This is a genomic window from Vibrio sp. Vb0888 (assembly GCF_033338835.1).
GTDB classification, from domain to species: Bacteria; Pseudomonadota; Gammaproteobacteria; order Enterobacterales; family Vibrionaceae; genus Vibrio; species Vibrio alginolyticus.
Window position 1 is genome coordinate 725,401 of the sequence record NZ_JAWOTL010000001.1, and the last position, 26,007, is coordinate 751,407.

Sequence of the window (26,007 nt, forward strand, 5' to 3'; positions counted from 1 at the left end):
GTCGTTATGAGCAATAAGGTCATCCTTGTTGTTCTAGATGGACTGAACTATCAGGTAGCCCGTGATTGCATGGGCTACCTCAATGGTCTTCTAGAACAAAGTCGTTCCCAACAAGAAACTCGCGCAACGCTTTATCCTGTGCAGTGTGAGCTGCCCTCTATGTCTCGCCCACTTTATGAGTGCATTTTAACGGGCGTTCGCCCTGTAGAAAGCGGCATCGTAAACAACAATATCGTTCGTCTATCCAAACACGATTCCATTTTCAGTTTGGCAAAAGCCCAAGGAAAAGTGACCGCTGCGGCTGCCTACCATTGGGTAAGTGAGCTTTATAATCGCACACCATTTGAACCTGTTCGCGATCGTTTCACGCATGATGAAACCCTGAATATCCAGCATGGCTGCTTTTACCATTGGGATCATTATCCTGATGAAGCCTTGTTCCTGGACGCAGAGTATTTACGTCGCAACTATCAACCTGATTTCTTATTGATCCATCCGATGAATATCGACGATACAGGACATAAGTTTGGCCTAGACTCTCGCCAATACCGCAATTGTGCGCGAGGTGCAGACATTATTCTTTCCAACTACATCGAACAATGGCTTGCTGATGGGTATCAAATCATTGTGACCAGCGATCATGGCATGAACAACGATCTTTCTCACGGTGGGATTTTGCCTGAAGAGCGAGAAGTTCCCCTGTTTGTCATTGGTGATAAGTTTACCCATCAAGATTGCCATATTAAGCAAACTGATATTTGTGGCACCGTTTGTCAATTGCTAAACCTTGACCACACGAAGCCATACACTCAGGAATTGTTAGCACTATGAGCAGTTCAGTCCTCTCTCCAAGCTCTAGCGAATCACGTTCAAATTTGGCAAGTACTTGGTTAAAGCGCTTTAAGCCAGCCATTTGGTTGGCGCCTTTCGCACTGTTTTTCTATCTATTTCAACTCGCACCGATGATTTGGGTACTGTTAAACAGCTTTATCTACGATGGCGAGTTTGCCTTCGATAACTACATTGAAGTGCTCGACTCCGCCTTTATGATGCAGGCGTTTGGCAACAGTTTGTGGTTAGCTGTATGGTCGAGCATTTTTGGCTTAGCCATTGCGACTCTGTTGGTCTCTTCTCTGCGCAGAGTCGATTCTAAAGTCCGCGACGGTGTGATTGCGTTTACGAACATGAGCAGCAACTTTGCAGGCGTACCTCTGTCATTCGCTTTTATCATTATTTTGGGCACCAATGGGGCGATTACCCTTTTGCTCAAGCAGTATGGCTTACTCGGTGATTTCGACCTTTATGGTAAATGGGGTCTGCTGGCCATTTACATCTACTTCCAAATCCCGCTGGCGGTGTTGTTGCTCTACCCTGCGTTCGACGCGTTGAGCGATGATTGGCAAGCAGCTGCTGCGCTACTGGGAGCCAAAACATCACAGTATTGGGCGAAAATCGCTCTGCCAGTGCTCTCACCAGCCTTATTCGGTACCTTTATTATCTTAATAGCCAACGCAATTGGCGCTTATGCGAGTGTTTATGCGCTGACCTCCGGTAACTATAACGTCATCACAATTAGAATTGCGAGTCTGGTATCGGGAGACCTGTTCCTTGAACCTAATCTCGCCGCTGCAATTTCGGTGATTCTAATGGCGTTACTTGCCTTTATCACAGTGATTAACCAATGGCTCATTTCGAAAAGCTATGCAGGTAGGAAGTAGTCATGAACAACGTTAATACTCGATTCCATAAAACGGTGGTTTATTCCATTGTTGGGATCATGCTCATCCCGATTTTAGCGACCTTTGTCTATTCGCTTTCATCACGCTGGGGCGCCACGGTGCTTCCAGATGGTTTCACTTTTGATTGGTACGTTAAATTGCTGACCGACCCACGCTTTTTGCAAGCGTTTGGGCGTTCGCTGTTTATTTGTATTGCTTCGCTAACCCTCAGTGTGATTCTAGTTCTGCCAGCGATATTCGTGGTGTTTTACTACTTTCCAAGGCTCGACAAGCTCATTAACGTATTGATTTTGCTACCATTCGCTGTACCACCAGTGGTGTCCTCCGTCGGCTTGCTTCAACTTTATGCTGACAGTGAAATCTCCCTTATCGGTACTCCTTGGATTCTAGTAGGTACTTACTTCACCATAGCGTTACCGTTCATGTATCGTGCGATTTCTAATAGCTTCGAAGCAATTAACCTTAACGATTTAATGGACGCTGCACACTTGCTAGGAGCAAGCACAACCAAAGCGTTTTTGATGGTCATTTTACCTAACCTCAAAAAAGGACTGATGGCATCGCTTTTCCTTTCATTTTCATTTCTATTGGGAGAGTTTGTGTTCGCCAATATTTTAGTCGGCACACGTTATGAAACCCTGCAAATCTACTTGTATAACATGCGTCAGACGAGCGGCCACTTTACGTCTGCCTTAGTGATGACCTACTTCCTATTTATTTTTTTACTGACTTGGTTGGCAAGTCGTTTCAGCCGAGGAGTCAAACAATGAGCTACGTAACAGCGAAAAATCTGACTAAACGTTTTGGTGATAACACCGTATTTGAGGACATTCACTTTAACATCGAGCAAGGTGAATTCATTACGCTTTTGGGCCCTAGCGGTTGTGGTAAATCGACACTACTTCGCAGCCTTGCTGGGCTTAACCCTGTCGATGGAGGCGAGATTTGGGTAAACGGAGAAGATATCACGCATCAAGTCCCGCAAGAGCGTGGTATTGGGATGGTCTTTCAATCGTATGCGCTGTTTCCCAATATGACCGTCGAAGGCAACATTGCATTTGGCTTAAAAATGAAAAAGCTTGCGAATGATGATATTCGACGTGAAGTGGCTAAAGTCATCAAACTAGTGGATCTGGCAGGTAAAGAAAAACACTGTCCGCATCAACTTTCTGGCGGTCAGCGCCAGCGTGTCGCACTCGCTCGAGCGTTGGTGGTGAAACCTCGCATATTATTGCTTGATGAACCACTTTCTGCGCTTGATGCCAAAATCCGCAAACACCTTCGTCAGCAAATCCGAGATATTCAGAAAGAGATGAATCTCACCACTATCTTCGTAACTCATGACCAAGAAGAGGCGATGATTATGTCTGATCGTATCTTCCTAATGAGTAAAGGAGAAATTGTTCAAGCAGGAACACCTGAAGAAATTTATACTCATCCTGCTAACGAGTTTGTGGCCGGTTTCATGGGGCACTACAACCTTGTAGAGGCCAATAAAGCCAAGCAACTCTTCAACATTGATACCGAATGGAAAGTGGCGATTCGCCCAGAGTCTATATATGTAAAAGAGCAAGGTCGTCAATATGATAGCCACATCTCAGCGCCACAAGTAGGTACGATCACCAACCACCAGCTTCTAGGTAATGTTATTCGCTATCAAGTGAACGTTGAAGAGTGTGAGCTCACTGTTGACTTGCTTAACCGCTCTTCAGAACGCTTACTAGCGAATGGCAGCCAACTAGAGCTACTCTTTAACCTAAACGAAATTCAGCCAGTGAGAGCCTAAACATGTCCAAACCTTTGTATGTTTTTGATATGGATGAAACCCTAATAAACGCTGACTGCGCAATGATTTGGAACGAGTTTATGGTTGAGAGAGACATCGCGACTGATCCTTTATTTATTAAGGAAGATCAGCGTCTAATGGCCTTGTACTCTGAAGGCAAAATGGACATGGAAGATTACCTAGCGTTCTCCATGAAGCCACTAGAAAACATGCCGATTGAAGAAGTAAACGCCTTGGTTGAAGAATGTGTTGAAAGCCATATTTTGCCTAAACAGTTCCCTCAAGCCAAAACCCTGATTGAGCAACTGTCTCGTGATGGTATAGATATGGTTATCATCTCTGCCAGCGTCACTTTTTTGGTGGAAGCCGTTGGTCGCCGTCTTAATATTCCAACCGCACTCGGAATTGATTTAATCGAGAAAAACAACCGTTATACTGCTGAAATCGACGGTATCCCGAGTTATCGTGAAGGCAAAGTCACGCGATTAAAACAGTGGCTAGAAAATCAGCCTGAGCGTTATTCCGAAATCCATTTCTATACCGATTCAATCAACGATTTACCGCTTTGTGAATACGCGAACTACGCTTATCTGGTAAATCCATGCCCACAACTAAAAGAACACGCCAACAGACCGAATTGGAGTGTGTTAAGTTGGGGGTGATCTAGCCTCACAAGACCGTTCTTCCTAAGTAAATACTTTTCTATTTGTTCAAAGAGCAGTTCTTTCTGCTCTTTTTTACTTCTCTTCATCACAAATTAATCACTTGATTAAATACTGATTAATTTTTCACATGTCGCATGAGAAATCAGCGTCTTATAATTAATCAAATGTTTAATATTTTGAGAGAAGATTGTGACGGAAGCGCATCGAAGGGCGGGAAGACCCACAGATAATATCGACGCAAGGGAAAAACTGATTTTCCACGCGCGCGAACTCTTCACCATTATGGCTTATGACAAGGTCTCTACTCGCCTAGTCGCGCAGAAAGCAGGCGTGAACGTGGCGATGATTCGTTACTACTTTGGCAACAAAGAAGGCTTGTTCGAGACCATGTTGCGCGAAACACTGTCACCGATGCAAAAGCAGATGCAGACGTTGGTATCCAACAGTAACGAGCAAAACTTTCTCGATCTAATGCGCACCTACTACCGCGAAATGATCAAGGTACCACAGTTCCCACGCTTAGTTGCCCAAGTTATGAATATGCCCCCATCGGAAACCCAACGCAAACTGCTCGAAAAAGTCTTCGCAGATATCAGTAAGCCAATGCAAGGCGTGATCTTTGATAAGTTGATCGACAGTGGCGTTTTACGAAAAGACGCCGACCCTCAACTTTGTCGCGTCTCTTACATCAGCTTGATGGTATTTCCTTTTATGGCACCACCAGCACTGCTCGCCATTCATGGCATTGAACTTTCTGAAGCCTTCTTGAACCGATTATTCGAACACAACATACAACTGATGAAACATGGATTTTTAGACTCGGGCGACCAATATGAAGATAAATAAAAAGCTGCTGTTCTTTCCTGCTCTTGCGGTGGGGGTCGTCATTCTGTTTTTGGCGATTAGCCTCAAACCAGATTTGCCCGTAAAACCCGCTGGAGATCGTGCACGGTTGGTCGAGACGATTCCACTTGAGCTCAAAGCCATTGCTCCAGTAGCCATAGGGTTTGGCAAGATCGCCCCAAAAGTGGAATGGAAAGCGATAGCCGAAGTGACGGGGAAAGTGGTCTACCGCCATCCGCAGCTGGAAAAAGGACAAGTGTTGCAAGCAGGGACAGAAATCTTGCGAATCGACCCACTCGATTACGAACTGAAACTGGTTCAAGCTCAAGCCGATCTCAAATCTGCTCAAACCTCTCTGGCTAAGCTGAACCAAGAAGAAGCGAATCTCAAAAGCACACTCAAGATAGAAGCCAACCGTCTGGTTATCGCCAACAAAGAGTTAGACCGTAAACAAAACCTACGTAAGAAAGGCTTAACCTCGCAATCGGATGTAGATCAGCAAGAGCAAAGCGCGCTCTCTCAACGTAAGTTAGTGCTGGATATTGAAAATCAAATTGGTTTGATGCCGGATGAGAAACGAGTCGCGGAAGCCCTAGTTAAAGTTAATGCATCAAAAGTGGATGAGGCCGAACGCTCGCTTGATAAAACCATCATCACGCTTCCTTACGATTTGCGTATTGCTGACGTAGAAATTGAGAAAAAGCAAGTGGTTAACCTCCAACAAACCATGGTGACAGGACATGGTATTGATGTCATGGAAGTGGAAGCTCAACTATCCCTTCATGACATGCAAACTTTGGCGGCGAGCATCGGTGAGTTTGTCCGCGATGAATCTGGTATTCCACAACCTGATATGAATGCGATTCATGCCAACATTGAACTCAGCAGCGGTAACCTCTCTGCAAGCTGGCCAGCAAAAGTTGCACGCATCAGTGAAACGGTTGATCCAAGCCAAGCGACTGCCGGTGTGATTCTGGAAATTGAACAAGACTACCGTGCATTAAACCCAACGTCTGCGCCTCCATTGGTGAACGGCATGTTTGTGCGTGCCTTGATTGAGGGACAAGAGAACCCGAGTTGGGTCATCCCAGAGCGTGCGCTTCATGGCGATAAGATTTACCTGATGGGAGATGACAACCGTCTGCAAGTCGTCACGGTTGAAGTGTTATATCGTCGCAATAACCAAGTGGTGATCGATGGTCAACTAGAGCAAGGTCAGAAGCTGATCATCAACGATTTGCTGCCTGCGATTAACGGCATGCTATTGAAAGAGTCACCTGAACAGTCAGAAACGGCTATTGAGGAGTCTGATTCATGATCCGATTCTTCGCCAAGCATCCAACAGCAGCCAACTTGCTGATGCTAACGCTGCTGATATTGGGGATTTCTTCACTTTCCACGATTAAGCGTGAAACTTTTCCTGAGTTTGATCCGCCCTACATCCTAGCTGGTGTGGTTTACCCCGGCGCTTCCCCTCAAGAGGTAGAAGAGAGCATCTGTATCCGAATGGAAGATGCTGTCGATGGCCTTGCCAACATTAAAGAAACTCAGTGTGAAGCGATTGAAGGTTCTGCGCGTCTTATCTTAAAACTGAATGAAGAAGCCGACATTGGGCGCATGTTGGTTGATGTTCAAACCCAGATCAACTCGATAAACGACTTCCCACAAGAGATTGAATCTCCTGTGGTCCAAGAGCTCGATTGGAACGAGCCAGTTGTGGATGTCGCGATCACCGCAGATACCACATGGCCAGAGCTAAAAGCGTATGCCGAACAGCTTAAACGCACGTTAAAAATCGATTACGATGTCTCTTTGGTTGAAGTTGCTGGCTTCTCTGACCACCAATACCGAGTAGAGTTAGACACTCAAGCTATCCGACAACTTGGTTTGAGTGTTGGTGATATTGCGGACCAGATTGGTCGTCAAAACGTCAAGTTGCCAAGTGGTAATGTCGAAACGCCAGATAAGAACTTTCTGATCCGCTTTGATGAACGACGTGTGACGCCGGAAGAGCTTGAGACTATTGTCATGGGCTCTGGTCCAAATGGATCAATCATCCGTCTAAGAGACATTGCGACGATTACCGACCGATTTGAATTAGATGAACAGAAAGTCCTCTTTGATGGTCACCCTTCTGCCCTATTAAAAGTCAGTAAAAACAAAGAAGACGATGCACTGCGCATCAAAGAACGTGTTGCTCAATTTGTCGAAGAACAACAAGCCATCGCGCCAGACGGTGTGATGCTACAAATGACCAATGACCTTTCATCTGTGCTTTGGGATCGCCTGACCATGATGGTCAAAAACGGTTGGCAAGGTATCATTCTGGTTTTCGCCACCATGTGGTTGTTCTTTAGTTTTCGCTACTCTTTTTGGGTCGCAGCTGGTTTGCCCGTAGCCTTCTTAGGTGGCTTATTTTTGATGGCGCAACTTGACCTGTCCATCAACATCATGTCTTTGGTCGGGTTACTCATGGCCATCGGTATCATGATGGATGATGCCATCGTTATTGCCGAATCGATTGCCGCTCACCTCGACCGAGGAGAAGAGATCGATGATGCCGTGATAAAAGGAGTGAAAAAGGTACTGCCAGGGGTAATTTCTTCCTTCCTAACTACGGTGTGTATTTTTGGTAGCTTGTTATTCCTGCAAGGTGAAATGGGTGCGGTACTTAAAGCAGTTCCTCAAGTTCTGATCCTCGTTTTGAGTTTGAGTTTGGTGGAAGCCTTCTTGATCCTACCTAACCACCTTTCTCATTCGCTACATAAACAAAAGCAAGAGCGAAAAACACCGAAGTTCAAACAAAAGCTGCTCGCTTCTTTTGAAAACTTCCGCAACACCACCTTGGTCAACGCAGTAGATAAAGTGGTCGAGTATCGCTATGCCTTTATGGGTGGCGTGGTTGCCTTGCTTCTTATCTCCGCGGCCACGTTAGTAGGTGGTTTACTCAAGTTCCAACCCTTCCCTGAGTTGGATGGCGACATTGCAGAAGCGCGTATTATTCTTCCTCCGGGTTCTTCTCTGTCTCAAACGGAAGCTGTCGTCGATAAGATCGTCGCTTCCGCTCAAAAGCTAGATAAAGAATGGACAGAGAAAGTGGAAGACGGCAATCCATTGGTTCTACACATCACCAGTCAATTCAACGCTAACGCCGACGCGAATGAATCTGGCCCTCACATTGCCACGGTACGTCTGGATTTGCTGGGTGCAGAGAGTCGTAACACACTCATCGATGAATTTATCGATGCATGGCGTGAAGACATTGGTGAACTTGCCGATCCTATCTCGCTGGTATTTAAACAACCGACCATGGGGCCGGGTGGACGAGCGATTGAAATTCGAGCGAAGCATGATGAACTGGATGCGCTCAAAGCCGCCTCTATCGACATTCAACAATACTTAAATGAGTTTGACGGTGTCCATGGCGTGTTGGATGACATGCGTATGGGTAAAGAAGAAGTCTTGGTTAAACTTCGTCCTGGGGCGGAAGCTTATGGTATTAACGGTCAGCTCATTGCCAATCAATTGCGTGCAGCTTTCTTTGGCCAAACCGCAGACGAGATCCAAGTTGGGGTAGAAAACATTTCCATCGAAGTTCGCCTCGATAAAGCGCAAGCTGGTGACTTACAGCAATTGGCAAACTTCCCAATAATCTTGTCCGATGGTAGTCAAATCCCACTCGCGACCATTGCAACTTTGGATTTCCAGCGTAATTACGTAAGAATCCAGCGCATTGATGGCTTGCGCACTGTAAGCGTATTCGGCGATATCGACAATACGAAAGCCAACTCAACCGCCATTATTCGTCAGTTCCAACAGGATGAAGCACCAAAGCTTATGCAAAAGTATCCTGGTCTTCGCTTTGATTTTGAAGGTGAAGCCAAAGATACCGCTGAAACTGGCGCATCAATGGGTAAAGGCTTCTTGCTTGGTTTGTTTGGCGTGTTTGCGATTCTGAGTTACCAATTCCGCAGTTATTTGGAACCATTCGTCGTCATGCTTGCGATTCCCCTCGCCTTTATTGGCGTGGTATGGGGACACATCCTACTCGGTCACTCATTAAGTATGCCAAGTATGATGGGCTTCGTCTCATTAGCAGGGATTGTGGTGAATGACTCGATTCTGTTAGTTCAGTACATACGCCATCATGTGGATGAAGGGGATAATGTGCATGACTCGGTAGTCAAAGCCAGTCGAGAACGCTTTAGAGCAGTATTCCTAACATCAATGACCACTGCAGCAGGTTTGCTTCCGTTGCTGACTGAAACCAGTTTGCAAGCACAGGTTATCCAACCACTGGTTATATCCATCGTGTTTGGTATTTTCGCATCCACTCTGCTGGTGTTGTTTATGATCCCTGCCGCGTATGCCATTTTAGCTGACTTCGGCCTAGTCCATAAACACGAAGAAATCTAAAACGACTGATAAGTACATTTATCAAAATGAACAAGAGCGGCTTAGCTCGCTTTTTGTTCAATACCAATACGTTAAAAAAACACACAATCACTTAACAAACAGAGGGTTATTGTGTCTCATTAAGTGTGAATATGAACAGTTAAGGATTAAGTATGTTGAGTTTTATATAACCAGATCAAATAACCAACACAAGATTTATAATATATCTTATTGTCAAAAACGGCATTTCACAGAGTAAAAATACACGTAGGCAACACATTCACAATTTAAACTCACGATAATGAAAACATTGATTGAAGAATTAACATTTTAACAATGATTACAACAATGTTAACTTTAGCCTCGTTGGTCGCGCTGGTGGTAAGCCTCTCACCAAGCCTATTGTCAGTTTTATATGGACGTTCGACCATCTCCAAAATGAATAGACACCCAATTTGGTGCCCTTTTTTCGCCCGTGAAAGCATTCTTCGCGGGCTTTTTTCTTCCCACTGAAATGGACTTAATCTGCGTTAGTTTCTTTGCTCAATCTCTCTGTTTTTCCAGCCGTATACGATTCGATTACCGGAGACAAGTCCAGTAATTCCAATACTTTTTTTTCAAAAGTTTCATCAGCACTTCTCACCCAATCTAAAAACTTCTGCTTAGCAAACATCGATTCGTACTTATACCAAAACTCGATGCTCAGGTAGAATTCATTTTTTATGGGTAAATTGTATACTCTTCGTAATTCACTCTTATACTTAAGATTACCTTCTGAGTATTTTGAGTATTTGTTTTTTCCAACTTCAACTAGCTCACACTTTATTGGTGGATAACCACTTAAGAAACCTCTAATTAAATATTCTTCTTTTTCTCTTTTTCTGTCTTCACTTTCTGGAATTTCTCCCCATTGTTTATTCGCACGCTTAGTCAATTCTTTCATCAAGTCTGTATGATACCCCCTCATAGAGCCTTCACTTTGCTCCGGGGCATGATAAAAATCATAATATTCTCTCTCTAAAAATGAGGACAATTGACTAATATTATCAATATCTTCTCCAGTAGATTTAACCCGTAGCCTAATATATAATCCACCTTGTTTGTTAATAGGAAGCAAAGGGTTTAATATTTTCTTCTGAAACAAAAAATATACCGTAGCTAACTTTACAAACCTTTCATGCCTCTCTACTTTTGATTCAACATCGAACTGTTCTAAATTAACAAGGTCCTGGTATACATGTCCTTCATATATGTTGTTCGGACATTCAAATGACAGCACTAAGTCATCTATCTGGAACGCATTATGTAATAAATTAGAGAAATCCGGCTTTCCTCTAAAACCATCTTTACACATTTTAATAAAACTCATATGTCTATCTCTTACTTTTTAAATATTTATCAACATCTTTTAAACGTTTACTAGCCATATTATTACCAGACATCATTAGCTGTCGTCGATAAGATTCAACTCCAAAATAGGGTAATGTATGCGGACTTTCAGTTACCTCTCCATTCATTACCAGCCCCAAGAACTTACAACAGCGAACAAGACTACTTGTCGATAACGGGGTTTGTCTCGCTGCAATATTTGGCACTATATCAAAAGGGTTAGTTCTGGTTTTTATGTAATTAACTTTCAAGCCAAGCTGCTGTGCATTTTTCCCTATCTTCGTTGTATTTGCTCCCCCTGCATGCACAACGATTTGTTGATTCAATAATCTTAAGCTCGGGTTCTTTTTTCTAACATACTCAAGAGCAGAGTTAAAAATAATGGCACCTTGGCTATGCACTGTCCATTTTACTTGCTTACCCTGCTCTGCACATTGTTTCATCACTGCTGCAAGGTGTTGAGCATTGTGCGAAGTAAAACGAGTTTTGTCATAAACACATTCAATGAGATCTAACTTTGCATGATCTGAAGGGTTGTGAAATAAAGTATATTCGGTCGGTTTGTCTTCTTTATAAGCTACCTGCGTATGCACTCCCATCAGTGTCGCAGCTTTCTGATAGCCATTTAGCATTCCATTTACCGAAGCATGAAGTGTGTTAACTTGATGTGTAGAACTTGCCTTAGCGTGATCCCACTCAGCCAAAAGCAACTCCGCTTCCTCGTGACTTTGTGTTCCATCGTATTCACCTCCTCTACCCTCTATTTTTTTTACATGGTACATCTGGGTTCTTTGTTCAGGATGTCTTGCGATATCCTTGCCATGTAATCTTTCATCAAAAGCAATATCATGAATTACAACTTTCCCGTCTCTAAGGATACAAGTTAATAAATAATGATAATTTTTGAAGGGATACCTAGTTCGAAATATTCGAAGCAATGGATTGCGTTTGTGTCTAACTACAGACGGTGTGCTTGGATTAGATGAGAGAAAATACATTTCTTTGACAACTTGCTTCTGATCATATTCATTCAGAGACGCAAGCATGATGAGGGATTGTCTTGATAAGTATAGTTTTTTATTGCTAAAGAGTGCAGCTGAAAGTCTCACTCTTCCATGTAAGAATTGTTCAACCTCATTAACCGACTTATTATTTAGCCCAATGTAATCAAAAGCCTCTTTCCTTTCAATAAATTCCCAAGTCATTACTAATCCCTCTTCAAATAAAAGTGAGCCACATACTAAGGTATTATGAAGGTCAAAAAGGAGATCGGATCTTTTCTAAATTTTAAATATCTAACATCACCTCCACTTTACTGAAATCTACACTTTTAAAAGTTACATCCGCTCCATCCAGCAATAGCTCATCAAACACGCCAACTATTGATAATGAGCTTGAGGATCTGATCCCTACCCATGAAATGAGAAACAAAAAAGCCAGCCTTAAAAGGCTGGCAAGTAGAGCAACAAGGTCAGTGCTTACTGCTAACTAACACCGAACTCGTATTGGATTCATTTTCGTCTGTTAGTCTCTTTTATCGGCGTTTATGACTTGCTTGCTTTCTCTTTGTGGCACGTTACCTTTACTAACTGTTCTTGCTCATCTTTAATGTTTTTCACGATACGCTCATCACGTGCGTGAATAGCATCCATGTTCATTTGCTGAATATCTGCTATAGCTTCATGTTTCATTTCAGAAAAGTCCTGACGTAAATCTGAGCTCCACTCCTCTTTGTCTAAAGTGTTAGCAGCAGCGATTGGTGATGACATTACAGCAATAAGACTTAGAGTAGATAGAAATACGCTTTTCATAATAAGCTCCTTGAGGATTAGCAGTTAATTTTAATTACAATTCATATATTGCACATACGATGCCAACTTTTATTTTGTTATTTTTCAACAACTTAAATAAAAACTCATATTCAACGTTATCTTCGTCTGGTAAATTTCGCTAACCAAGTGTCAAATTAACCATGCGAATTTAAAACATTAGAAACATATATATTAGAAATGCTTTGTCAGGCAGTTTTCTCATCAGATAATTACGTAACTGCCCACTAAAAAATCACTTTGAATCAAAATGCGGAAACAAAAAAGCAGCCCGAAGGCTGCTCCTAATCGTTAACATCAAGCTTGTTAACTCGATACGCTTGCTTCAACGCTCGACGTCACTGGCGACTTTCTGAAACGATTAATCAAACGATGGATAAACCTCTTAATCGATCTGAAAATATTTTTAATATCTTCAAGCATTAAATACAAACAAGGCACCAACACTAAAGTCAGAACCGTTGCGTACAACACCGCAAAGCCCAAAGCGACAGCCATCGGTATGACAAAACGCGCCTGCAAACTCGTTTCAAACATTATCGGCAATACACCCGCAAACGTCGTTATTGAGGTGAGCGTGATAGCTCGAAAACGAGCACAACCCGCCTCAACAACCGCTTGTTTGATGTTCATACCCTTTTCTCTCACTTGGTTTACGTAATCTGTCATAACCAGAGAGTCGTTGATAACCACGCCAGCAGCGGCGATCAAACCAAATGTCGACATCATACTGATGTCTAAACCTAGCCAGAAATGGCCCCAAATCGCCCCCGTCAGACTAAACGGAATGACGGACATTACAATCAAAGGTTGGGTATAACTTTTTAACGGTACAGCTAACAAGATGTAGACGATGATCATGCCTGCAATAAAGAACAAAATCTGTTCATTACGCTGCGCAGCCTGCTCTTCAATATCACCACCCAATTCTGTTTTCACACTCGAGAACGCTTGCTTCATATCCGGTAAGATATTGTCGTCAATGACCTTCACGATTTCTTGAGGTTCAACCAATTCTTCGTCTATCGAACCATAGACATAAACGGTTTGATACCCGCCTTCACGTCGAATGCTACTCACGCCCGGCTGCTCGTTGATCTTCACCACATCACCTAGCATGACCTTCTTACCTGCTGGTGTGGTAATCACAGCGTAACGCAATGATGAGAATGCTTCACGCGTCAATTGCGGGTAACGCACCATAACTTTAATTTCTTCACCATCACGAATAATGCGCTGTGCTTCGCCACCATAAAAGCTGCCACCAACTTGCTCTGCGATCATGGTGAGATCCAGACCGAGATCGTACGCTACAGGCGCAAGAGACAGGAGTACTTCTTTGCTTCCAGAATCAATAGAAGATGAAATATCATATAACCCTTCTTCCTGCTGTAAACGCTCTATCAAGTAACGCCCAGCCTCGTTGAGCTCATTGATGTTAGAACCAAACAACAAGTAACCAAACTCATCTCTGTCACCACCACCCGCACTCTGCTCACGGATTTTGATGCTCTTCATACCTGGAATAACAGGCATAGCTTCACGCCAACGTCGAGCCAGTTCAAATGTATTGAACGGGCGTAACTCTTCATCAACCAGAGGTACTAATACACGACCTTCGGTGCGGCTTCTGTTGTACGACAGCACATCACGAATCATTCCTTGACCATGTTCTGCAATGGTCTCAGATTCGATCTTTTGCATGACACGTTCAATAGTCTTGAGTGCACTGATTGTCTGCTCACTTGAAACGGTATCATTCATTTCAATAGTGATCGCAGGATAGTCAGTCGGCACTTTAGGGTTAGGGATCACCCGAACATAATTCGCGTTGATCAAAGCCGCGCTGATCAGCAGTAAACCACAGAACACCGCAAACACTGTCCAGCGCCAATGGGTGCATGTTGTTACAAAGTTCCGATATGGACCATTTACAAAACCAAAAAAACGTTGGTTAAATCGGTCACGCCAACCACCTGGTTTAACTGGCTTAAAATGAGTATGCGCAAGGTGTGCAGGAAGGATCAGCTTCGATTCAATCAAACTGAAGATCAAACAAAGAATCACGACCCCCGCGATACCATAAAAGAAGGCACTATCAATACCGCTAGACAACAAGAAAGGGGCAAACACAGCAATTGTGGTTAACACACCGAAAGTGGCTGGTGTGGCAACACGTTTTACACCACGAACCACGTTTTCGACGCCACCGCCTTTTTCTTCAATTTCGCTGTAAGCGCTCTCTCCCATCACGATGGCGTCATCAACTACAATACCGAGCACCATAATGAAGGCAAAAAGAGACACGATGTTTACCGTGATCCCTAATGCAGGCATCATCATTACGGCACCGAGAAAACAGACAGGTAGCCCAATCATTACCCACATAGCCAAGCGGAAACGTAGGAAAATGGTCAGCATAATCGCGACTAATGCAGCGCCTTGCAGCAAGTTTTTCAACATCATGTCGAGACGCCCATTTAAATAATAAGTCGTATCAACTAAGACTTTGAGCTTAACATCCTGCGGTAATGTCTTGTTTTTTGCTTCAATAAAATTACGAACGGACTGTGCAACAGGGATAATGTTCTGGTCACGAGTTGCTTCAACAGACATGTAGATCGCATTCTGACCTGAGTATTCAAAGTAGCGCTCTTCTTCCGTAAAGCCATCTTTTATTGTGGCAATATCTTGCAACAGAACCTTTGCACCATTTGCGCCAAGCTTTACAGGAATATTTCTAAACTCATCACCACGGTAGTATTGGTTTTCAATCCTTACTGCAATCATCCCTGAGTTTGTTTTTACTTCGCCCGCAGAAAAGTTGGCTGAGTAACGGCTGATCGCGCTGCTGATATCGCTCAACGTCAGGTCGTATTTACGAAGAACAAGTGGGTCAACTTCAATCGCTATTTCTTCTTCTGGCGCACTCAGATACACCAGCATGACGTTTTCTAACTGAAGTAATTCATCTTCGATTTGCTTAGCAATCGGTTTAAGCTCCTCGAGCGGTCGGTCCCCGACTAATCCCATTTCGATTACATCTTGGCGCCATTCAACTTGGTAAACATTGATTGGTTCCATACCCGCTGGTAAGTTAGACAAGGTATCAATACGTTGATTTACATCATCTAAGACACGCTTGATATCGGCATTAACGTCTACCTCGATAGAAACATACGCGCTACCTCTAGAGGCCGTTGAGACTGCTTTTTTAATCCCGGTGACGTCTTTAATCGATTCCTCGACCTTAACGAGAATACTCTCTTCTATCTCTTGAGGAGAAGCGCCAGGATAAGTCGCACGAACATCAATGTAGTTCACCTCAATATTTGGAAACATCTGCCTTTGAATAAAGAGAAAGCTCACCACACCCATGATAATGATGAACACCATCAAAAGGTTGGCAGCGACGGGGTTATTCGCAAAATAGGCAATTAAGCCCTTTTGTTTAGTATCTTCCATGACAAACTCCTACTTACTGTACGACGGTTTCGGAGTCGTCACTCTTTTTTGCGATTTGTACCGCCATGCCTTTTTGAGGGTACTCGGGCAAGGTCAGTACCAACTTATCACTTTGCTCTAAACCTTCGCCCACCAGCAAAAACTCACCTTCTGCTCTCAAAACCGTGACAGTTCTGGGTTGAAGTTGATTATCGCCATTCACTACCCACACGGTACGATTTTTTACTAATTCCTGTGGCAAGCGGTAGATATGCTTAAGTTCCTTACCAGTGAAGCTCACTTCAACGTAGGAGCCGAATTTAATTGGAGGCTGCTGGTTATCGACACCGTATGGGTCCGCGATTTGAATGACCATGTTAATCATTCGGGTAGCGCTATCAATCATGCCTAAATCACGAACTACTCGACCTTCTCTAGTGGTAGAAAACACACCTTGCTGCGTCACTGTCGCAGTGAGTTCACCAATGGATTCGGGTAAAAATGCACTATCAAAACCGGCAATGGGTACGTGCACCTCTGCCACTTCGATGTTGTTTAACGTGGCAACTCGAGAACCAGATGTAACAAATTGACCAACACCAATATCACGCTCAACAACCAGCGCATCGTAAGGTGCAACGACTTTGCAATTTTCTAACTCTCTTTTTGCTCGTTTGAGTGCCGCTTGAGCCGACTTCACTTGGGCTTGTGCGCTCAAAACGTGAGGTTTGCGTAAATACAGATCCGTCACTTGCTTATCGCTCAGTCTCTTGGCCTGACGTTTTGCCACTTCGGCTTTCGCTTGTTCCTCAATCAAGTTTGCGCGTGCACTAGCTAAATCGGCTTCAGCTTGTAAAACCGACGCTTCGTAATTGTCACTTTCAATTGTGAAAAGAACCTCTCCTCGTTTTACGATGCCACCCGTCACAAAATTCGGGTGCCAACTCGTAACTTCACCACTAACTTGCGCGGAAAGGTGTGTTTTTTCAAAAGGGACTAATTCACCGTGACTGGTAATCACCACTTTGTGATCGGTAGGAAAAAGAGAAGAAGCCTGAACAGTAGGTTCTGTAATTGCATCTTTGGTTGACTCTTTTTCCGGCGCAGTTGCGGCAATTGCAGCATATCCTGCATAAGAGCCTCCAACGACGACGAAGGGTAAAAGCCAACGTAATATGGGTTTTGCTAACATCGAAAATCCTTTTTTATTGTTGTTTTCAACACCACACTTTTATTCAGTCCATTGCTCCCGGTAAGCATGGTGGTGAGAGAATTGAATTTGAATAAACATTAAAGCGGCACTTGCCTAGTCTTTTAAGCAGCTAACTAGATAGTTATTGCCAATTCAAAGTTAATAAAATTAACAAAAAATTAACCAACTGCGCAAGTTGCTCTGACTTAACTTTTATTCTACACAGCAAATGACATGCCAAGCATTTATTTATTAAAAATCATATGGTTATATAAAAAGCATTATTTTATCCAGTGTGCTATTGGTCATAATCACCAGATATTAGTGATTATGACCAATACGGCCATAATGATAATTAAAATAAATGATTATCTGCGCTCTAAAAGTTGAACTTAGTGCAAGCTCTATGGCAATTCATTGATTAATCGCTCGTTATCAAACGGTTCTGGGTGCATGTGGCGTCAGCTTAAGTCTATAATTTGGAGTAGGTAACACTCTGTAAGACAAGGAAATGTGCTTTGTTACAAACGCTCGCCAAGTTGCTCTTCCCCTCGCTGCTCACTATTTTATCGGCATGCTCATCCGTATCGTTGAATGACGCCAGTGAAAAGTCCACCAGCTTTCAGCTCGGTTATCAAAAGGATTCTGTTCTTGCGCAGTACTTTGAAGCTTACGGGAGAGACCCTAAGTCTATAACTGGCTTTGCACCGTTAAATCAGGGACACGATGCCCTTCTTGCTCGAACCTCTTTGATCGAGTCCGCCCAGAAAAGCCTTGATCTTCAATACTATATTTACCGTGGTGACGAAACGAGTCAGCTAATAACGTGGCGCTTGTATGAAGCGGCAAAGCGTGGTGTTCGAGTAAGGCTGTTACTTGACGATATGCAAAAGCGAAACGACGATGTGATGGCTGCCCTCAATGCACATCCTAATATAGAAATCCGCTTATTTAACCCGCATCAGTATCGCGACTCCCGTTGGTTCGCTCTTGCTAGCGATTTTGAACGCCTTAATCGTCGTATGCACAATAAGTCTCTGATTGCAGACAGTGTTTCCGCCATTGTCGGAGGTAGAAATATCGGCAATGAATACTTCTCTTTTGAATCGCAAGTTGAGTTTGGTGATTTTGATCTTCTGCTCTATGGTGAGGCGGTACAACAAACTGCCGATCAGTTCGACCTCTACTGGAATAGCGCCTATTCGATACCAATGGAATGGATTACACCGAATTCACAGCAAATTACCGACCAAGCGATTCAAAAGCAGGTCAATAAACTCCGGTTAGAGGAAAAGTTTTCAACCGGCCGCTATGACTTCACTCAACTGGATATGTACCAAGATCTAAAACAAGGCAAACTCAAGCTCTACTGGGGAGAAGCGAAAGTATGGTTTGATCTGCCCGATAAAGTCGCGACCCGAGAGAGCCAACTTATTGATAATTTAACGGAGCTGGTTAAAAGTGTTGAGGATTCATTTGTGCTCATCTCTCCCTATTTCGTTCCAACTGAAGCAGGTACTCAAGCATTAAGTAACGCGGCCAAGCGAGGCGTTGATATCACGATTGTGACCAATAGCCTCGCGTCTAACGATGTGTTTGCCGTGCATGGTTGGTACGCAAAATATCGAAAAGATCTACTCGAAGCTGGAATAAAGCTTTGGGAAGTAAAAGCGAGCGCGAAACTCAAAAGTAAGTGGAGCCTCACGGGGAGTAGCAGAGCAAGTTTACACGCTAAAGCAATGACGATTGATAACAAAACACTTTTCGTTGGTTCGATGAACTGGGACCCACGTTCGGCCGCTTTGAATACCGAAATGGCCGTTGTTATCGAACAGCCAGAATATGTGCAAATGTTTCTAGAACAACTGCCGAGTCAACTGTCGAGTAACGCCTATGCCTTAACTCTGCGCGACGGGGACATTGTCTGGACCGACGTAAAAACAGGCGAAGAATACGACTCCGAACCAGAAGCAGGAGTATGGCGAAAAATGGGCGCTTGGTTCTCCGGAATATTACCGATTGAAGATCAGCTATAACAGCTGCCAATACTGCAAACCTCCCCAGTCAAGCAAAACAAAATGGACGCTAGTTTTGGGCAGGGGACACAACCAACATAAGGAAGTTCAATGCCAGCGCAATGGAATGAATACTATCAGAAAATTTTAAGCCAACCTCACCGCCCAAACGTGGAAAATGCCGTAAACCAACTTAAGATAGAAGGCAAAGTCGCTCTTGATATTGGCTGCGGAATAGGTCGAGACAGCCACTTTCTACTCGAACAGGGATTTAAGGTTCACGCATGTGATAGCAATGAAGATGCAGTAAAAACTTGTTTAACACGCTTTGAAGGTAATAAACGATTTTCGGTTTCGCAGTGCTGTTTTACTGAATTTAATTACCCTCAGTGCAGCTTGGTTATCGCAAATGCCAGTTTGTTCTTTTGCCCTGACACAGGCTTCAAACAAGTCTGGACAAAAATAGACAGCGCATTACAACCGGGCGGTATCTTCTGCGGCGATTTCTTGGGAGTGAAAGACTCCTGGGTTACCTCCGAAATGCACCCAAACATTACCGCATTAACAAAAAAGGAAGTGGAAAGCTTATGCGAAGGTTACGACCTCATTTCATTGCATGAAAGAGATGAAGACGGGACCACTGTAGTCGGAAGCCAAAAACATTGGCACATGTTTAGTGTGACCGCTCGAAAGCGCTAAAAATGGTCTCTCAGTAAAGAAAGCAGCACTTCAAATCAGTGCTGCTATCAGAGATTAATTGACGGGATACACCACTTCAAAACGCTCTAAAACCAGCGTACGTTTCTCATGCCAATCGATGTTCAACTCATCGCATTCAGCTTTAAAAAATGCAGTATGAGCATCACGCCACCAGTTTAAGGTTCTATCACCTTCGCCTTCTGCGTAGGCAAACTCTGCGGTTACATTCTCATATTTGCATGTACTTACGTCAGTAATTCGTATCACGCAAACCGGGTCCCCATCCCAATTCGTCACTACTTGTAAATGACCGACTTGGGGCATGGTTTCACCATGTTCTCGATACCAAAGCTCCAAACTGCACGATGCAGTTTTCTGTCCAATACGAACCAAGTCTGCGCATACATTCGCGTTGTATTCATCGGCACAATAATAGTCAGCACTGACTGATGGTACAGCTTCCCTTTGTTCTGGTGATAATAATTCTAGGAATTGTTCTAAGTAATCCTTAGCTCGCGCGTCCATGCTCACTCCATTAATCATAAATTCGCAAGGAGCATAAAAGATATCGCAACAAATAACCACCAGGAACAAACTGAAAAACAACAAGAATATGACTTCTACGAAGACGACTGTTATTTCTTTTGTAATAACTTTGCTAAACGTTTGTGCTATTTGCTATTGTTGCATGGTCTATCTGTACTCTTCTCGTGAAAGGACGTTATATGCGCTTATTTATTGGTATTTTTTTCTCGCTGATACTTGCCTTGCCAACAATGGCATCGGAGGAAAAGTATTCAGAATCGGATCTGTTAGATAGACCATTAATGGAACGCTATATTTTAGATGAACTAAAAGCGCTGCGTCAGGACTATCAAAGCCTAGAAAAGCGAATGATCACAGAGATCACTGATCGCGAGCTAACGGTCGCAGATAAATCGTTGAACTATGCCAACGTCACCGTTACATACTTCTTCTACATCATTGCTGGTGTCGCATCGCTGATTGCCTTTGTCGGATGGCAATCTCTGCGTGAGTTTAAACACAACACCAAAGAGATGGCTGATAAACGATTGGAGAAGATCGCCCAAGAATACGAGAAAAAGTTTGTCGCCCTTGAGCGAGATTTAAAACGCAAAACTCGCATTATCAGTGAAAACAACAAAGAGATTGAGAAAATCAACGAGATCCATAACTTATGGCTACGTGCACAAAGCTCTCAAACTCCAGAACAACGTATTGAAATCTATGATGAAATCTTATTAATTCGTCCAGGTGATTTAGAAGCGTTGACTTACAAAGCCGACGCAGCGATGGAAATCAACGAATACCATTGGGCACTTAGCATTTGTAACCGCGTACTTGAAGTCGATTACACCAACGGCCCTGCACTGTATCAACGCGCGTGTGCATACTCTCGCCTTGGTATCGAAGAGCAAGCTATTGAAGACTTGGAACGCGCAATTGAATACAGCCCATCCATTCGTGATTTACTTGCCGAAGAACGAGACCTCGAATTGCTGCACGGTAATGAGCGTTTTGAAAAGCTCTTACATCTAGCAAGCGAATAATGGAATAAACAGCATGAGCAGCCACTTTAATCTAGAAGACGCTAGCCAAGTATTGGTTGGCGCTTTTGCCCTAGCAGTCCCGATCTCATTTTCGGAGGAAGCGTGGCGATTGGGTGAGAGCCTACCAATGGCAAACTTGCTCATGCTGTTAAGTCTTTCTGTCATTTTCCTCAGTTTTTTCGCGTATCAAAGCGTGTTTCAAAGCCACATCAAGAATCGCGTATCCATCTTTATTTTTCGTGTGGTTATCGCGTACCTCATTGCGGCCGTTGTGGTAGCGTTAGTTCTTTTCTGTCTTGATAAACTGCCACTCATGAATGAGCCTTTGGTTGCGATAAAACGCGTTATCGTCATCACAATGCCTGCTTCGATGGGCGCGATCGTAGTCGACAGTTTCGACAAAGAATAGAGATAATCGCTACTCTTCTTCTAACGTTAAGTTCGACCCCGAGTGGTCTTTCCCTAATACATCTTCTGGGTTTCGCAGTGCGCAGGTTTCTAACGACAAGCACCCGCAGCCAATGCATCCTCCTAAATCGTTTTGCAACGCTTTAAGTTTTTGAATCTTTTGTTCTAACTGTTCATGCCAATGGCTTGCCATTTCTTCCCATTGCGCTTTGTTAGGGGCTTGGTGTTTCGGCAGTTCATCTAACGCATGTTTAATTTCTTCTAACGACAACCCAACTTGCTGCGCTGCTTTGATCACCGCAACACGGCGCAACACACTGCGATGGTAGCGACGCTGATTACCTTGATTTCTCCAGCTCGAAATCAGTCCTTTTTGCTCGTAAAAATGTAGGGCAGATACTTTCACTCCAGAACGTTTTGCCACTTCTCCTACGCTGATTTCCATCCTTGACTCCCTGTATATCAATTTTGTTAAAAAAACGCTTTACCTCAAGTTTACTTGAGGTTTTAAAGTTGCACCATCTTAATTAACGCTAAACCCCGGCGAGCTCAAGATAATGTGTTCAGCGCGAACGACTTGGTTGTTAAACACAAGACAGTTGGACATCAACCTTTTGAAATACATCGGGAGTTAGAGGCAAACATAATGAAAAATAAAACTCAGCCGTACTTAGCTGGCCGCTTCTTCGACAGTATCTCCTCTGGCTTATTCATGATGGCGCTGCCATGGGTCATGCTTTCCGAACCTAACATGGGTACATTCGTCGCTTTAGTTTCTCTGAGCTGCACCGCGATTTCTTTTCTGGCTACGCCTTTCTTTTCCACTTTAATTGACCGACATTCACGCAAAGTACTACTCGTGCTCAATCAATGGATTCAATCGGGTATGGCTTTGGTGGTGTTCATTGCTTATTGGTTAGGGTTTGAGTCACACTGGTTGCTGGCTTTTGCGCAACTGGTGTATTGGGTTTCGAGTAATTTTGCATGGACGACCAACAACGCCTTCACCCAAGAAAATTATCAGCACCATGAGTATGCGAAAATTTCGGGTCAGCAAGAAATTGTAATGCAATCCACAACCCTCGGAGCTGGCGCGTTGGGTATTGTTTTGCTTGAAATGTGGGGTATGAAAGAGTTTGCTTTGTTTGCGGCCAGCGCCTCTGCATTAGCAGCGATGTTCTATATTCTGACGCCTTATACCCAACAATTAAGGGCGTCAAAATCCGTTGCTTTCATCGCGCAACTCAAAGAGAGCAAACAAATATTCCGTCTGGAACCCCGATTTTATGGCTTTATTCTGCTCTCTTGCCTCTCTTATCCTGCATTGACGTATTTGAGCAAACTGGTGCCGATTTGGTTTTCTGAACAAGGCATCTCTGGCGATTGGTTTGCAGGGTTCAACATCAGTTTTGGCCTCGGCTCGTTGCTAACCGGCTTTATTGTCACCAAAGTGCTAAGCCGTGCCTCCCATAGCCACATTATGTTCGCTTCGATGGTTATGGTCTCTTTTGCGCTTATCGGGATGAGTTTTGCGATGAACCCGCTGACCATCTTATTGTTTACGGCGCTGTTTGGCGTATTTAACGCGCTAAATCGCATTGCGAGAGTCAACTGGATGCATCACACCGTAGCGGTTCATCAACGAGGTCGCGTCGATGGCGGCATCAGCATGTTTGCCACCACCATTCAATCTCTCAGTTACGTCCTGATTGCAATATTGAGTCATTACGAACTAACACAATACGGTTTTGCAATCGCAGCCGCTGTCATGGTATTGGCAGTGATTTTGATGGGATTACTCAGCCGAGACGTCGAGCCGTTTAACGACCTGCCCCTTCATGCAGCAGCAAAGTGAAGCATAGAAATTGAGAAGTTGAGAAATTGAAAAAGCGAGATAGGAAGGCAACCAACATCGTCTTCCTATTTTTTACGCTAGCACTTTTGCCTCTATCGCTTATCAGCAAGGTTGGGTATTCTGAGGTGACCAACATAAGCAGAGGGAAATCGCAGTGAACTTAAGGCAATTAGAAGTCTTTTACGCCATTATGCAAGCAGGAACGGTGTCAGGCGCGGCTCGCTTACTGCACGTTTCCCAACCTAATGTCACTCGAGTTCTCGCCCATACAGAACAACAACTGAGCTTCGCTTTATTTGAGCGTGTAAAGGGCCGTCTCGTTCCAACTCAAGAAGCCAAAGCCTTATTGCCAGAGGCTGAAAAAGTCTATCAACAACTCGGACAATTTCGCTCTCTGACCAACAAAGTCAAACAGGGAACTCAACATTTACGAGTTGGTGCTCCGCCTGTTTTGGCCGCACACTTGTTAGCGCCGACTGTCGCGTTGCTGTCGAAAGAACACGGCATCTCCTTTGAGCTCTCAACGGCTAATCGCGATGAGCTGTGCTCAGGTTTACTGAAACATGAATTGGATGTCGCCATTGCGTTCGGTGAAGAAACGCCACCAGCGATCATGGGACACATGTTATTAAAAGAAAACTTGGCGCTAATTGCCCCTAAAAGCGCAGCGATACCCACAGAAAAAACCGTCACTTTAGAAGAACTCATCAGTCACGATTTACTCATTATCGGTTTAGATAGCCGAGACCCTTTGGGTCTATTGCTGCATCAAACCTTATCAGCGCGTGACGAGCATTATCAACATGCCATTACCGTCCGCAGCTACTCCGCGGCGGCTGAACTGGTGAAAAACGAAGCAGGATTCGCGATTGTCGATCCATGGACTGCCAAACAATATCGCCAAGATAATGCCGTCTCCGTGCATGCTTTGGAGCCAAATATGTCCTTCTCTGTCTCTATTTTATTCGCAGAGCACACACCTCAATCCATTGCGACAAAGCAATTTATCACCGCCCTAAAACAACAAATGGTTTAAAGGTATAACCTGAAGTTATGCCTGCCTAACAAATAAGCATTCGGTTTCCTAAATCAGTCTGGCTAAATTAATGAGCAATAACGATGACGAAGGGAACCATCATGCAAATTGCTCAACCTTACCTACTTTTTCTTGGCGATGTAACCGATCCACTTGCAGCAAAAACCGCGCGTGGCATTTACCAATGGCGACCTGAGATTTGCCTTGGCCAAATCCGCCTGACGCCAGAAACCGTATCGCTTGGTTTAACCGACATGACAATACAACAAGCGCAGCAGCAAGGAGCAAAAACGCTGGTGCTCGGCACGGCAAATCCAGGAGGCGTCATTCCCGAAGCTTGGCAAGCAACCTTACTTGAAGCGGCAGAGATGGGATTTGAAATTGCATCGGGCATGCACCAACGTTTGGCGGAATTTGCTCCTCTTGCCGATCTAGAACAACGCGGATTAACCAAACTATATGATGTTCGTCATTATGATGCCCCGCTCAAGGTCGGCAATGGCAAAGCTCGCGCAGGCAAGCGAGTACTTACTGTAGGGACAGATTGCTCCGTTGGCAAAATGTACTCTGCCCTTGCCATTGAGCATGCATTGAAGCGTAAAAACTGTCGTGCAGAGTTCAAAGCAACGGGTCAAACCGGAATTCTCATCGCAGGCAGTGGCATTTCGATTGATGCCGTAGTTGCCGATTTTATCTCCGGCGCAGTAGAAGCGATCAGCCCTGAGTTCACCGATCACGATTGGGACATCATCGAAGGGCAAGGTTCATTGTTTAACCCTTCGTTTGCTGGCGTAAGTTTGGGCTTACTTCACGGCGCACAAGCTGACGCTCTGATACTGTGCCATGAGATTGGTCGCCCGCACATCCGCAACTTACCACATGCGAGCTTGCCAACCATTGAACAAACGATAGAAGCGAATCTGGCCGCTGCTCGCCTAACAAATCCAAACGCTCAATTAATGGGTATTTGCTTGAACACTTCGGCGGTCAGCGAAGAAGATGCAGCCCAGTTATGCCAGGATTGGAGCGACAAATACCAAGTGCCCGTCACCGACCCTGTACGTTTTGGCGTTGATGCGGTTGCAGATAGGCTCCTTACGATTTAAGAAACATTTACGGTTTAGAAAATAACTGCGGTTTA

General features: G+C 44.1%; 22 protein-coding genes. 15 read left to right on the forward strand and 7 right to left on the reverse strand.

Annotated features, from left to right (window positions below; all coding sequences use genetic code 11):
* Window positions 1-6: 6 nt before the first annotated feature.
* The 8 genes from R7P72_RS03125 to R7P72_RS03160 all read left to right on the forward strand — a co-directional run bounded on the left by R7P72_RS03125 (window position 7) and on the right by R7P72_RS03160 (window position 9,449).
* Complete coding sequence (locus R7P72_RS03125; RefSeq protein WP_213907141.1) at window positions 7-831, forward strand: alkaline phosphatase family protein; 825 nt, start codon at window positions 7-9, stop codon at window positions 829-831.
* Complete coding sequence (locus tag R7P72_RS03130) at window positions 828-1,718, forward strand: ABC transporter permease (protein ID WP_017633568.1); 891 nt, start codon at window positions 828-830, stop codon at window positions 1,716-1,718. Before R7P72_RS03125 ends, R7P72_RS03130 begins: the two co-directional genes overlap by 4 nt.
* A 2-nt stretch (window positions 1,719-1,720) precedes the next feature.
* Window positions 1,721-2,509, forward strand: a complete 789-nt coding sequence (locus tag R7P72_RS03135) for an ABC transporter permease (RefSeq protein WP_213907140.1) — start codon at window positions 1,721-1,723, stop codon at window positions 2,507-2,509.
* Window positions 2,506-3,525 carry an ABC transporter ATP-binding protein gene (locus tag R7P72_RS03140; protein ID WP_213907139.1) on the forward strand — a complete coding sequence of 340 codons (1,020 nt, stop codon included), beginning with the start codon at window positions 2,506-2,508 and terminating at the stop codon, window positions 3,523-3,525. The genes R7P72_RS03135 and R7P72_RS03140 overlap by 4 nt, the downstream gene beginning before the upstream one ends.
* 2 nt (window positions 3,526-3,527) lie before the next feature.
* Window positions 3,528-4,187, forward strand: coding sequence for an HAD family hydrolase (locus tag R7P72_RS03145; protein ID WP_213907138.1), 660 nt, complete (start codon window positions 3,528-3,530; stop codon window positions 4,185-4,187).
* Window positions 4,188-4,379: 192 nt separating this feature from the next.
* The gene (locus R7P72_RS03150; RefSeq protein WP_021707693.1) at window positions 4,380-5,036 is read left to right on the forward strand and encodes a TetR/AcrR family transcriptional regulator; all 657 of its coding nucleotides are present in this window, start codon (window positions 4,380-4,382) and stop codon (window positions 5,034-5,036) included.
* Complete coding sequence (locus tag R7P72_RS03155) at window positions 5,023-6,351, forward strand: efflux RND transporter periplasmic adaptor subunit (protein WP_213907137.1); 1,329 nt, start codon at window positions 5,023-5,025, stop codon at window positions 6,349-6,351. The genes R7P72_RS03150 and R7P72_RS03155 overlap by 14 nt, the downstream gene beginning before the upstream one ends.
* The gene (locus R7P72_RS03160; protein ID WP_206949437.1) at window positions 6,348-9,449 is read left to right on the forward strand and encodes an efflux RND transporter permease subunit; all 3,102 of its coding nucleotides are present in this window, start codon (window positions 6,348-6,350) and stop codon (window positions 9,447-9,449) included. The genes R7P72_RS03155 and R7P72_RS03160 overlap by 4 nt, the downstream gene beginning before the upstream one ends.
* A gap of 499 nt (window positions 9,450-9,948) precedes the next feature.
* Here the strand turns inward: R7P72_RS03160 and R7P72_RS03165 are convergent, their stop codons facing one another.
* The 5 genes from R7P72_RS03165 to R7P72_RS03185 form a co-directional block, all read right to left on the reverse strand.
* Window positions 9,949-10,797 (reverse strand): hypothetical protein, encoded by an 849-nt coding sequence (locus R7P72_RS03165; RefSeq protein WP_064369407.1) that lies wholly within the window; start codon window positions 10,795-10,797, stop codon window positions 9,949-9,951.
* 4 nt (window positions 10,798-10,801) lie between these two features.
* Window positions 10,802-12,022, reverse strand: coding sequence for a hypothetical protein (locus tag R7P72_RS03170; RefSeq protein ID WP_064369408.1), 1,221 nt, complete (start codon window positions 12,020-12,022; stop codon window positions 10,802-10,804).
* 339 nt (window positions 12,023-12,361) lie between these two features.
* Window positions 12,362-12,628 (reverse strand): hypothetical protein, encoded by a 267-nt coding sequence (locus R7P72_RS03175; protein WP_005373876.1) that lies wholly within the window; start codon window positions 12,626-12,628, stop codon window positions 12,362-12,364.
* Between the two features lie 324 nt (window positions 12,629-12,952).
* Complete coding sequence (locus R7P72_RS03180) at window positions 12,953-16,111, reverse strand: efflux RND transporter permease subunit (RefSeq protein ID WP_213907136.1); 3,159 nt, start codon at window positions 16,109-16,111, stop codon at window positions 12,953-12,955.
* A 13-nt stretch (window positions 16,112-16,124) separates the two neighbouring features.
* Complete coding sequence (locus R7P72_RS03185; RefSeq protein WP_005387110.1) at window positions 16,125-17,282, reverse strand: efflux RND transporter periplasmic adaptor subunit; 1,158 nt, start codon at window positions 17,280-17,282, stop codon at window positions 16,125-16,127.
* Window positions 17,283-17,800: 518 nt separating this feature from the next.
* On the opposite strand from R7P72_RS03185, the gene R7P72_RS03190 reads away from it, so the two are divergent.
* Together R7P72_RS03190 and R7P72_RS03195 are read left to right on the forward strand one after the other, a co-directional pair.
* Entirely contained in the window at window positions 17,801-19,318 is a 1,518-nt protein-coding gene (locus R7P72_RS03190; protein WP_158173372.1) for a phospholipase D family protein, read from the forward strand.
* Window positions 19,319-19,408: 90 nt separating this feature from the next.
* Window positions 19,409-19,996, forward strand: a complete 588-nt coding sequence (locus R7P72_RS03195; protein ID WP_213907135.1) for a class I SAM-dependent methyltransferase — start codon at window positions 19,409-19,411, stop codon at window positions 19,994-19,996.
* Between the two features lie 54 nt (window positions 19,997-20,050).
* Here the strand turns inward: R7P72_RS03195 and R7P72_RS03200 are convergent, their stop codons facing one another.
* Window positions 20,051-20,521: an ASCH domain-containing protein gene (locus R7P72_RS03200; protein WP_017819794.1), complete on the reverse strand. Its 471-nt coding sequence runs from the start codon at window positions 20,519-20,521 to the stop codon at window positions 20,051-20,053.
* A 200-nt stretch (window positions 20,522-20,721) separates the two neighbouring features.
* On the opposite strand from R7P72_RS03200, the gene R7P72_RS03205 reads away from it, so the two are divergent.
* Window positions 20,722-21,567, forward strand: coding sequence for a tetratricopeptide repeat protein (locus R7P72_RS03205; RefSeq protein WP_005373890.1), 846 nt, complete (start codon window positions 20,722-20,724; stop codon window positions 21,565-21,567).
* Window positions 21,568-21,580: 13 nt separating this feature from the next.
* Window positions 21,581-21,976 (forward strand): DUF2391 family protein, encoded by a 396-nt coding sequence (locus tag R7P72_RS03210; protein WP_005373896.1) that lies wholly within the window; start codon window positions 21,581-21,583, stop codon window positions 21,974-21,976.
* Between the two features lie 9 nt (window positions 21,977-21,985).
* Here R7P72_RS03210 and soxR read toward each other — a convergent pair whose 3' ends face one another.
* Window positions 21,986-22,420, reverse strand: a complete 435-nt coding sequence (gene soxR, locus R7P72_RS03215; RefSeq protein WP_005373898.1) for a redox-sensitive transcriptional activator SoxR — start codon at window positions 22,418-22,420, stop codon at window positions 21,986-21,988.
* A gap of 201 nt (window positions 22,421-22,621) precedes the next feature.
* Here soxR and R7P72_RS03220 point away from each other — a divergent pair, with 201 nt between their 5' ends.
* From R7P72_RS03220 to dgcN, 3 genes are all read left to right on the forward strand, one after another.
* Window positions 22,622-23,830 (forward strand): MFS transporter, encoded by a 1,209-nt coding sequence (locus R7P72_RS03220; RefSeq protein WP_158173371.1) that lies wholly within the window; start codon window positions 22,622-22,624, stop codon window positions 23,828-23,830.
* 154 nt (window positions 23,831-23,984) lie between these two features.
* Window positions 23,985-24,866: a LysR family transcriptional regulator gene (locus R7P72_RS03225; RefSeq protein ID WP_158173370.1), complete on the forward strand. Its 882-nt coding sequence runs from the start codon at window positions 23,985-23,987 to the stop codon at window positions 24,864-24,866.
* A 101-nt stretch (window positions 24,867-24,967) separates the two neighbouring features.
* Window positions 24,968-25,972: an N-acetyltransferase DgcN gene (gene dgcN / locus R7P72_RS03230; RefSeq protein ID WP_158173508.1), complete on the forward strand. Its 1,005-nt coding sequence runs from the start codon at window positions 24,968-24,970 to the stop codon at window positions 25,970-25,972.
* The last annotated feature ends 35 nt before the right edge of the window (window positions 25,973-26,007 follow it).